This window comes from Streptomyces sp. NPDC023573, assembly GCF_055559735.1.
Genome location: NZ_JBVHKB010000001.1, coordinates 1,434,885 through 1,444,787 on the forward strand (window position 1 = coordinate 1,434,885; position 9,903 = coordinate 1,444,787).

8 protein-coding genes and 2 rRNA genes are annotated in these 9,903 nt (G+C 70.3%); 5 read left to right on the plus strand and 5 right to left on the minus strand.

What is annotated here, in order from left to right; translation table 11 throughout:
* Window positions 1-8: 8 nt before the first annotated feature.
* From mtrB to mtnA, 3 genes are read right to left on the minus strand one after another with little or no spacing between them, the layout of a single operon-like run.
* Window positions 9-2,042 (minus strand): MtrAB system histidine kinase MtrB, encoded by a 2,034-nt coding sequence (mtrB, locus tag ACZ32T_RS06415; RefSeq protein ID WP_467365640.1) that lies wholly within the window; start codon window positions 2,040-2,042, stop codon window positions 9-11.
* 1 nt (window position 2,043) lies between these two features.
* The gene (gene mtrA, locus ACZ32T_RS06420) at window positions 2,044-2,733 is read right to left on the minus strand and encodes a two-component system response regulator MtrA (protein WP_187281934.1); all 690 of its coding nucleotides are present in this window, start codon (window positions 2,731-2,733) and stop codon (window positions 2,044-2,046) included.
* 4 nt (window positions 2,734-2,737) lie between these two features.
* A complete protein-coding gene (mtnA, locus tag ACZ32T_RS06425; protein ID WP_467263368.1) occupies window positions 2,738-3,886 on the minus strand; it encodes an S-methyl-5-thioribose-1-phosphate isomerase in 1,149 nt (382 codons plus the stop codon).
* 140 nt (window positions 3,887-4,026) lie between these two features.
* Here mtnA and ACZ32T_RS06430 point away from each other — a divergent pair, with 140 nt between their 5' ends.
* Genes ACZ32T_RS06430 through ACZ32T_RS06450 form a run of 5 tightly spaced genes read left to right on the plus strand, consistent with a single transcriptional unit; the run spans window position 4,027 to window position 9,495 of the window.
* Window positions 4,027-5,235, plus strand: a complete 1,209-nt coding sequence (locus ACZ32T_RS06430) for a DUF7847 domain-containing protein (protein ID WP_467365642.1) — start codon at window positions 4,027-4,029, stop codon at window positions 5,233-5,235.
* 4 nt (window positions 5,236-5,239) lie between these two features.
* On the plus strand, window positions 5,240-5,929 hold the full coding sequence (locus tag ACZ32T_RS06435) for a DUF4129 domain-containing protein (RefSeq protein WP_467365644.1): 690 nt from the start codon (window positions 5,240-5,242) through the stop codon (window positions 5,927-5,929).
* Window positions 5,926-7,155 (plus strand): DUF4350 domain-containing protein, encoded by a 1,230-nt coding sequence (locus tag ACZ32T_RS06440; protein WP_467365646.1) that lies wholly within the window; start codon window positions 5,926-5,928, stop codon window positions 7,153-7,155. The genes ACZ32T_RS06435 and ACZ32T_RS06440 overlap by 4 nt, the downstream gene beginning before the upstream one ends.
* A complete protein-coding gene (locus ACZ32T_RS06445) occupies window positions 7,152-8,171 on the plus strand; it encodes an AAA family ATPase (RefSeq protein WP_467263376.1) in 1,020 nt (339 codons plus the stop codon). The genes ACZ32T_RS06440 and ACZ32T_RS06445 overlap by 4 nt, the downstream gene beginning before the upstream one ends.
* 10 nt (window positions 8,172-8,181) lie before the next feature.
* Complete coding sequence (locus tag ACZ32T_RS06450; RefSeq protein ID WP_467365648.1) at window positions 8,182-9,495, plus strand: DUF58 domain-containing protein; 1,314 nt, start codon at window positions 8,182-8,184, stop codon at window positions 9,493-9,495.
* A gap of 123 nt (window positions 9,496-9,618) precedes the next feature.
* On the opposite strand, the gene rrf is transcribed toward ACZ32T_RS06450, so the two are convergent.
* Both rrf and ACZ32T_RS06460 read right to left on the minus strand, forming a co-directional pair.
* Window positions 9,619-9,735, minus strand: a 5S ribosomal RNA gene (gene rrf, locus ACZ32T_RS06455).
* A gap of 95 nt (window positions 9,736-9,830) precedes the next feature.
* Window positions 9,831-9,903: ribosomal RNA gene (locus ACZ32T_RS06460) — 23S ribosomal RNA — on the minus strand; the annotation flags it as partial.

Sequence of the window (9,903 nt, forward strand, 5' to 3'; positions counted from 1 at the left end):
GACGGCGGTCAGTGTCCACGAGTCGTGTCCTCCTGCTCCGGATCCTGCGTCTCTGGGTCGGCGCCCTCGTCCGGCCGGCCCCCGGCCGGACGTGACACCACACGTGCTCCACTGCCCGGCAGGGCCGTCGGATCGACCGACATCGCCACACGCGACGCCGCAGGCCCGTGCGCCGGCACCGCCAGGTGCGAACGCGCCGTGGAACCCGTCTGGCTCGGTACGGACATCAGCCGCTGCTCGCTCACCGCCGGCACCGCCTCCGCACGCTCACGGTTCTCCCGGTTGCGCCGCGAGTCCTCCGGCTCCAGCGGTATCGGAGATCCGCGCAGCGGCTCGTCCGCCGTACGCGGCAGGGTCAGCCGGAACTGCGAACCGCCACCGGGCTCGCCCCAGGCCTGCAGCCAGCCTCCGTGCAGCCGGGCGTCCTCGACGGCGATCGACAGCCCCAGCCCCGTGCCGCCCGTGGTGCGGGCACGTGCCGGGTCCGCCCGCCAGAAACGGTTGAAGACCCGCGTCGCCTCGCCCGGCTTCAGCCCCACGCCGTAATCCCTGACCGCCACGGCCACAGCACCCTGCGCGACACCCATCCGCACGATGACATCCCGCCCCTCACCGTGCTCGACGGCGTTGACCACGAGATTGCGCAGGACCCGCTCGACCCTGCGCGCGTCCGCCTCCGCGACCACGGGCTGTTCGTCACCCACCACCCGGATCCGGGTGCCCTTGCGCTCCGCCAGCGGCTCGGCGCCGCCGATCACCCGCCGGACGACCGTACGCAGATCTATCGGCTCGGCCTCCAGCGCCGCGGCCCCCGCGTCGAACCTGCTGATCTCCAGCAGATCGGACAGGAGCGACTCGAAGCGGTCGAGCTGGTCACCCAGCAGCTCCGCGGACCGGGCCGTCACCGGGTCGAAGTCGACACGCGCCTCATGAATGACGTCGGCTGCCATCCGCACGGTCGTCAACGGGGTGCGCAGCTCATGGCTGACGTCCGAGACGAAACGCCGTTGCATGCGGGAGAGCTCCTCCAGCTGCTGGATCTTCAGCTGGAGGTTCTGCGCCATCTTGTTGAAGGCCTCGCCGAGGCGCGCGATGTCGTCCTCACCGGTGACCTTCATCCGCTCCTGGAGCCGCCCCGCGGAGAGTCTCTCCGCGATCCCCGCCGCCATCCGCACGGGGGTGACGACCTGGCGCACCACGAACCAGGCGATGGCACCGAGCAGCACGACCACGAAGAGGCCCGCCGTGGCCAGGGTCGTCGTGACCAGGGTCAGCGACTTCTCCTCCTGCGTGAGGGGGAAGAGGTAGTACAGCTCGTACGGGTTGTGGTCGACGTCGTAGAGCCGCTTGCCCACGACGAGCCCGGGCTCGGCGCTCTTCCCGTGCGAGTACTTGATCAGCGAGTACGTCTGGAAGGCACCCGCGCCCTTGCCCACGTCGTCCCGCAGCCTCTGCGGGATGCTCGACGCGTCGACGCTGCCCGAGCCGCGCGGGGCGCGGCTGGTGGTGCCGGGCCCTACGGAGTCGGGGCTGAGCGCCATCACGTTGAAGGCGTTCGTGCCACCACTGGCGAGCTGGTCGACGAGCTCGGTGCGCCAGGAGGTGTTGGCCGTCATGCCGTCGGCGCCCTCCTCGCTCTGGTCACCCGGGACGAGAGGCGCGTTGGCGTTCGTCTGGGCAGCCGCGAAGCCGCCGGCCGCCTGTGTCTGCGCGGCCTTGCCCTTCGCCTCGAGCAGACCGTTACGGACCTGCCCGATCACGACGAACCCGAGGAGCAGCACCACTGCGATCGACATCAGCAGCGTGCCCGCCACCACACGGAGCTGCAGATTGCGCCGCCACAGGCGGACAGCCGGCAGCAGCGGGCCGCTGATCCAGCGCATCAGCAACCGCGGCACGGGACCGCCGGGCGTCCGGTCGCGGAACAACCGGCCGCCCAGCCGGGCCCGGCCGAAACGAGAAGCACTCCGTGCCGGACCGGCAGCCCGCTCCGTACGGGCCCCGGGCCTCCCGGGTGGCGGAGCAGGGCTGCCCAGGGTCATGTCAGCTCGGTCCGGCCTTGTAACCGACCCCACGGACGGTCACGACGATCTCCGGCCGCTCCGGGTCCTTCTCCACCTTCGAGCGCAGCCGCTGGACGTGCACGTTCACCAGACGGGTGTCAGCGGCGTGACGATAACCCCAGACCTGCTCGAGCAGCACCTCACGGGTGAAGACCTGCCACGGCTTGCGGGCGAGGGCGACCAGCAGGTCGAACTCCAGCGGGGTGAGGGCGATGGACTGCCCCTCCCGCTTGACCGAGTGACCGGCCACATCGATGACCAGGTCACCGATCGCCAACTGCTCCGGCGCGGGCTCTTCGGACCTCCGCAAACGAGCCCTGATCCGGGCAACCAACTCCTTCGGTTTGAACGGCTTGACGATGTAGTCGTCGGCCCCGGACTCCAGGCCCACCACCACATCCACCGTGTCGCTCTTGGCAGTGAGCATGACGATCGGCACACCCGACTCGGCCCTGATCAGCCTGCAGACCTCGATGCCGTCCCTTCCGGGCAGCATGAGGTCCAGCAGCACCAGGTCGGGCTTGGCCTCACGAAATGCGGCCAGTGCCTTGTCGCCGTCCGCTACGAACGACGGCTCGAAACCTTCTCCCCGCAGCACAATGCCGAGCATCTCGGCCAGTGCGGTGTCGTCGTCGACGACAAGGACGCGTCCCTTCATAAACGACATCATCCCATTAGCTAATCGTTACCTGCGATGACCTGGCACACAGCTCTGCCAGTCCGACCCCCGTGACCGGGGAAATGACGCCCTCCTCCGTGACGATCGCCGTGACCAGTTCGGGCGGCGTGATGTCGAATGCGGGGTTGTACGCATGGGTTCCCAGGGGTGCGACGACCGTCCCGCCGCCCTCACCCCCTGCCGGTGCACCCGGCGTGGATGTGAACTCCGTCACTTCCGTCGCGGAACGCTGCTCCACGACGATCGATGTGCCGTCCACCGTCTCCAGATCGACCGTGGTCGTGGGCGCCACGACGAGGAACGGCACGTGGTGGTACTTCGCGAGCACCGCCAGCGGATAGCTCCCCACCTTGTTGGCCACCGAGCCGTCCGCGGCGATCCGGTCCGCCCCGATGATTACGGCATCCACCTCCCCCGCCGCAAACAGAGAACCCGCCGCGCTGTCCGTGAGCAAGCTGAACGGCATCCCGTTCCGCGCCGCCTCGTAGGCCGTCAGCCGGGCTCCCTGGAGCAGCGGCCGGGTCTCGTCCACCCACAGCTGCCGCAGAGTGCCCTTCCGGTGCGCTCTCAGCGCCACCGCGAACGCCGTCCCCGCACCGCCGGACACGAGCGCCCCGGTGTTGCAGTGGGTCAGCAGCCGGTGCCCGCCTCCCCCCGGCAGAAGTTCGCCGAGCAGCTCCAGACCGTACTGCGCCATCCGCCCGCTGGCCGCCGCGTCCTCCTGGTGCAGAGACCTCGCCTCGGCCAGGGCCGCCACAGCAGCGGCCTCCGGGCCGGACCCGCTCCCGGCCGCCGCCCGGTAGGCCCGCGCCACCCGCCGTGCCCCGTACCCGAGGTTCACCGCGGTGGGCCGCGCCTGCTCCAGCAGCTCTGCGGCCTGAGCCACGTCCTCGCCCCGGGCAGCGGCCAGCGCCACCCCGTACCCCCCGGCAATGCCGAGCAGAGGTGCCCCTCGCACCGCGAGAGTCCGGATCGCCCGCACCAGCGCGGGCACATCGGCGCACACCAGCTCGGCCTCCTCGGCGGGCAGCCGCGTCTGGTCGAGGAGCACCACCGCGGGGCCTTGCGGGGGCTCGGCCCAGCGGAGCACGGAGAGGGCCGGAGCCTCGATACCCACCGGCGATTGCACGTCCTGATCAGCCATCTGCCCAGTCTGCCCGCTGAACCGCCCGCGCACGAAGGCAAGAAGGAGATACAGCGCCAGACCCGCACCGGTCCGACGCGTGGCACGATGGCTGGCAACCTGCCGCCCCGATGAGCGGACAGGACTGTGAAGGAGCGACGATGAACGACTCTCCGGGCTGGGCTTCGCCCGGATCCGCCCCCTCCGACGACCAGGGGACGGGCATTCCCAAACCCTCCACCCCCGTTGACGGAAGCGGGCCCGCCGGGCAGTGGTCTCCCGCCCAGCCACCTCCCGGGCAGTGGTCGCCGCCGAGTGCCCCCGGCACCGGTCCGGGCGCCCCACCGCCCACCCCGGGCTGGGGCGGCATGCCCCAGGGATCCGGCTGGGGCCGCCCGCCCATGGCTGCGAAGCCCGGCGTCATCCCGCTCCGTCCCCTGGGAGTCGGCGAGATCCTCGACGGCGCGGTGTCCACCATGCGCACCCACTGGCGCACGGTGCTGGGCATCAGCCTCACCGTCTCCGTGATCGCCGAGATCGTGATCATCCTTCTTCAGCGCTATGTGCTGCCCGAGCAGAAGTCGGTCGACCCGAACGCGACCGGGGCGGAGGCGCTCCGCCAGGCGACCGACTCGGCACAGTCCCAGCTGATCAACAGCGCCCCCGGCACGCTCGTCGCGATGATCGCCACGCTCATCACCACCTCGGTCCTCACCGTGGTGATCAGCCGCTCCGTACTCGGCCGGAGCCTGACACTCTCCGCAGCATGGTCCGAGGCCCGCCCACGGCTTCTCCCGCTGCTCGGGCTGACTCTTCTGCTGAGCCTGATGAGCGCCGCGATCATGGCGGTCGGCCTGCTTCCCGGCCTGGCCCTCGGCGGCGGCGCGGGCGGCCTCGCCCTGACCTTCCTCGGATTCCTCGCCTCCTGCGGCGTGGTGCTCTGGCTGATGATCCGCTTCACGCTCGCAGCGCCGGCGCTGATGCTGGAACGGCAGTCCGTGATCACCTCGCTCCGCCGGTCCGCCAAGCTGGTCAGAGGCAACTGGTGGCGGACCTTCGGCATCCTGGCCCTCACCTACCTGCTGGTCATCGTGCTGACCTTGATCATCGCGATCCCCTTCGGCATCATCGCGGTGACCGTGGACAGCGACGGCCTGAGCGAGTTCCTCAACAGCAGTTCGACGGACTTCGGCTGGCCCTTCCTCATCATCACGGGCATCGGCGAAGTGATCGTCTCGACACTCGCCTACCCCTTCACCGCCGGAGTGATGGCCCTGCTCTACGTCGACCAGCGCATCCGCCGCGAAGCCCTCGACCTGGAACTCGCGCGGGCCGCGGGCGTGCCCGGCTACGACACCCCCAGGAGCTGATGCGGTGACGGGGGCGGGGGGCACCACAGCGGTAGGACTCATCCGGGCGGGCGAGGACATACCCGTGGACACTTCACGCGTCCCCGCCCGCGAGGCGGCACAGGACGAACTGTCCGACCCGATGTACCACGAGCACGACCCGAATCTCCTGGAACGCGGCCTGGACCGCTTCTGGGAATGGATCGGAGACCTCTTCGCCGGCGCCGCCGACGCCGCCCCCGGCGGCCCGCTGGGGCTCGTCGTGCTCGCTCTGGCCGTCGTCGGTCCGGGGGCCGCCCTGTGGTGGAGGCTCGGCACACCGCGGCGCGTTCCCCGTTCCCCTGAGACGCTCTTCGACAGTTCCACCCGCAGCGCGGACGACCACCGCACCGCCGCCGCCGCGCACGCCGAAGCACGCCGCTGGACCGCAGCCGTCCAGGAACGGATGCGTGCCCTCGTACGCTCCCTGGAGAACCGGGCCGTGCTCGACCCACGCCCCGGCCGCACCGCGGACGAGGCGGCCGCCGAGGCGGGCCGGCTGATGCCCGCACACGCCGACCGGCTCCGCGCCGCCGCAAGGATCTTCGACGACGTCACATACGGGGGCCGCACCGCCGGCGAGGCCGCATACCTGACCCTGTGCGCTCTCGACCTGGAGATCGAGGCCGCCAAGCCCCTGCTGACCACCGCCACGCCTCGAGGGGACGCCGGATGACCGCCGTCACGGCCGTTCCCGCCACCTCGGAAGCCCGCAGCCCCCAACAGATCTGGCAGCGCGTCCGGGGGCTGCTGCTCGCCCTCCTCATCCTCGTCGTCGCCGGAGTCGCCCTCGCCGCCGTCCGCTCCGGCGGCCAGCACGGCCGGCTCGATCCCCGCTCCGCGGACCCCTACGGCAGCCGGGCCGTCGCCCAGCTCCTCAAGGACCGCGGCGTATCCGTCGAGGTCGCCACCACCCTCGACGAGGCCAACGACGCGGCGGGCCCGGACACCACCCTGCTCGTCGCCGGACCCAACGTGCTCACCGCACACCAGCAGCGGCGCCTCCACACGGCGACCGCCGGCTCCGCGGGCCGCACCGTCCTCATCGCCCCTGACAGTCCCTCCGTGGCCCGGCTGGCCCCCGGCGTGCGCCCGGAAGCCCGCGGACCGGTCACCGCACGCCCCCCACGCTGCGAACTCCCCGCGGCCCGCACGGCGGGGACCACCGACATGGGCGGCATCCACTACGCGACAGACGCACGCCGGGCCACCGCCTGCTACCCGGACAACGGACTCGCCTCCCTCCTTGTCCTGCCGGGGAAGAGCGCCGGCGACACCGTGCTGCTCGGCTCCCCCGACTTCCTCCACAACGAACGGCTCGACCAGCAGGGCAACGCCTCGCTGGCCCTGCAACTCCTCGGTTCCCGCCCGCATCTCGTCTGGTACCTCCCCTCGCTCGACGACCCCTCCGCAGCCCAGGGCGGCGCGGCCGGCCGCGACGACAGCAGCGACGGCGGAGCCCAAGGAGAAAGCGGCTTCCTCGGCCTCATCCCCTCCGGCTGGCTCTGGGCCACCCTCCAACTGGCCCTCGCCGCCCTGCTGGCCGCCGTCTGGCGGGCACGGCGCTTCGGCCCCCTGGTCACCGAACACCTGCCGGTGGCCGTCCGGGCCTCCGAGTCCGTTGAAGGGCGGGCCCGCCTGTACCGCAAGGCCGACGCCCGCGACCGCGCCGCGGCCGAACTGCGCTCCGCCACCCGGAAACGCATCTCCCCTCTCCTCGGTGTGTCCCCCGTCGACGCCGATTCCCGCGCGGTACTCCTTCCCGCCCTCGCCACATGCCTCAGCAACCCGGCCAGCGACCTCGGCGAGCTCCTGTTCGGCCCCACGCCGGCTGATGACGCCGCGCTCGTCCTTCTGACCGATCAACTCGACGCCCTCGAAAGAGAGGTACGCACCTCATGAGCGCCCCGACCCCGGAGACCGCCGAGCTTGCGACATCCGCAGGGACCCCTGTGGCCCCGGCGAACTCCGACAGTGCCCGCGCATCCCTGGAAGCCCTGCGTTCCGAGATCGCGAAGGCCGTGGTCGGCCAGGACCCGGCCGTCACCGGGCTGGTCGTAGCCCTCCTCTGCCGAGGTCACGTCCTCCTGGAAGGCGTGCCCGGAGTAGCGAAAACCCTCCTGGTCCGCGCCCTTGCCGCTTCGCTCGAACTGGACACCAAGCGTGTCCAGTTCACCCCCGACCTCATGCCGAGCGACGTCACGGGATCACTCGTCTACGACGCCCGCACCGCGGAGTTCTCCTTCCAGCCCGGGCCGGTGTTCACCAATCTCCTGCTCGCCGACGAGATCAACCGCACTCCTCCCAAGACCCAGTCCTCCTTGCTGGAGGCAATGGAGGAACGTCAGGTCACGATCGACGGGTCTCCCCGGCCGCTGCCCGACCCCTTCCTGGTCGCGGCCACCCAGAACCCTGTCGAATACGAGGGGACCTACCCGCTGCCGGAGGCACAGCTGGACCGCTTCCTCCTCAAACTGACGGTCCCCCTTCCCTCACGCGAGGACGAGATCAACGTGCTCACTCGCCACGCGGACGGGTTCAACCCTCGTGACCTCAAGGCAGCAGGCATACAGCCCGTCGCCGGCCCCGCCGACCTCGAAGCGGCCCGCGCCGCCGTCGCCAAGACCTCGGTCTCCCCCGAGATCGCCGCCTATGTCGTGGATATCTGTCGCGCCACGCGTGAATCCCCCTCACTCACCCTCGGGGCCTCCCCCCGAGGAGCCACCGCCCTGCTCTCCACCGCACGGGCATGGGCCTGGCTCACAGGCCGGGACTACGTCATCCCGGACGATGTGAAAGCCCTGGCTCTGCCCACACTCCGTCATCGCATACAGCTGCGACCGGAAGCGGAGATGGAGGGAGTCACCCCGGACTCCGTCATCACTTCAGTCCTCGCCCACGTCCCCGTCCCCCGGTGAGGCGGTGACCATGGCCCTCACCGGACGGGCCGCCCTGGTGGCGGCTCTGGGGTCACTCCCCGTAGGCATCCTTGCCCCGAGTTGGACAGGCATGCTCGCGGTCAATGTCCCGCTCTCACTGGCAATTCTGTGCGACTACGCCCTGGCTGCGCCAGTGCGTACGCTGCAGTTCACTCGAACCGGTGACACATCCGTTCGACTCGGCGACACTGCGACAGTGCAACTCACAGTGACCAATCCGTCCGGACGCCGCCTCCGCGCTCAGCTCCGCGACGCCTGGCCCCCCAGCAGCTGGACCTCGGAGGCCGAACATGCCTCCTCCCGCCACCAGTTCGGCGTACCCGCCGGGGAACGCCACCGCCTGACCACGCTCCTGCGTCCGTCGCGGCGCGGAGACCGCAAGGCCGACCGCGTCACCGTCCGGTCGTTCGGCCCCCTCGGCCTCGCGGCCCGGCAGGGCTACCACCGCGTGCCCTGGACGGTCCGCGTACTGCCGCCCTTCACGAGCCGGAAGCACCTGCCTTCACGCCTGGCCCGGCTTCGAGAACTCGACGGCCGGACCAGCGTGCTCACACGTGGAGAAGGCACGGAGTTCGACAGCCTCCGCGCCTATGTTGCGGGAGACGACACCCGTTCCATCGACTGGCGGGCCACGGCACGCCAGTCAGCGGTCGCTGTTCGCACCTGGCGGCCTGAGCGAGACCGCCACATCCTCGTCGTCCTCGACACCGGCCGGACATCGGCGGGCCGGGTAGGTGATGTGCCGCGACTCGACGCAGCCATGGACGCGACCCTCCTGCTCACCGCCCTCGCCACCCGCGCCGGCGATCGTATGAACCTGATCGCCTACGACCGGCGTGTCAGGGCACAGGTACGGGGGAGGACAGCGACAGGGGACGTCCTGTCGACTTTCGTCAGCACCCTGGCCACTCTGGAGCCCGAACTCGTCGAGACCGACGCACGTGGTCTCAGCACGGCCGCGCTGGCAAGCGCTCCCCGCCGCTCCCTGATCGTCCTGTTCACGAGCCTTGAAGCCGCGCCTGTCGAAGAAGGCCTCCTGCCCGTCCTGCCTCAGCTCACCCAGCGCCACACGGTTCTGGTCGCAGCCGTGGCGGACCCCCACGTCGAAGTGATGACCCGCGCACGCGGCACAGTGGACGCGATCTACGAGGCCGCCGCCGGCACGCAGTCACAAGCTCAGCGTCGCCGCACCGCGGACCAGCTCCGACGCCACGGCGTCACGGTCGTCGATGCCGCACCCAACGACCTCGCCCCCGCCCTGGCTGATGCCTACCTCGCGCTCAAAGCAGCCGGGCGACTGTAGAAGGGCCCGGCAGGCAGCGCTCCGGTATCCGGATCTGGAGAGTGCCGCCTGCCGGCTCTGATTCAGTCCGTGAACGCAGAAAAGCCCCGTGCCACAAGGGCACGGGGCTAGTCCGTAATAATTGTTCGGCGGCGTCCTACTCTCCCACAGGGTCCCCCCTGCAGTACCATCGGCGCTGAAAGGCTTAGCTTCCGGGTTCGGAATGTAACCGGGCGTTTCCCTAACGCAATGACCACCGAAACACTATGAAATTAACCAACACCGGATACTGTGTTTATTCAACACAGTCACGGCCGTTCGTTATTTCAGAACTAACACAGTGGACGCGAGCAACTGAGGACAAGCCCTCGGCCTATTAGTACCAGTCAGCTCCACCCGTTACCGGGCTTCCACATCTGGCCTATCAAC

Excerpts from the sequence above, each read along its gene's own strand:
- ACZ32T_RS06430 (WP_467365642.1), top strand. The coding sequence starts at position 4,027 with ATGAACGACTCTCCGGGCTGGGCTTCGCCCGGATCCGCCCCCTCCGAC.
- mtrB (WP_467365640.1), bottom strand. The coding sequence starts at position 2,042 with ATGACCCTGGGCAGCCCTGCTCCGCCACCCGGGAGGCCCGGGGCCCGT.
- ACZ32T_RS06445 (WP_467263376.1), top strand. The coding sequence starts at position 7,152 with ATGAGCGCCCCGACCCCGGAGACCGCCGAGCTTGCGACATCCGCAGGG.
- ACZ32T_RS06440 (WP_467365646.1), top strand. The coding sequence starts at position 5,926 with ATGACCGCCGTCACGGCCGTTCCCGCCACCTCGGAAGCCCGCAGCCCC.
- ACZ32T_RS06450 (WP_467365648.1), top strand. The coding sequence starts at position 8,182 with ATGGCCCTCACCGGACGGGCCGCCCTGGTGGCGGCTCTGGGGTCACTC.
- mtnA (WP_467263368.1), bottom strand. The coding sequence starts at position 3,886 with ATGGCTGATCAGGACGTGCAATCGCCGGTGGGTATCGAGGCTCCGGCC.
- mtrA (WP_187281934.1), bottom strand. The coding sequence starts at position 2,733 with ATGATGTCGTTTATGAAGGGACGCGTCCTTGTCGTCGACGACGACACC.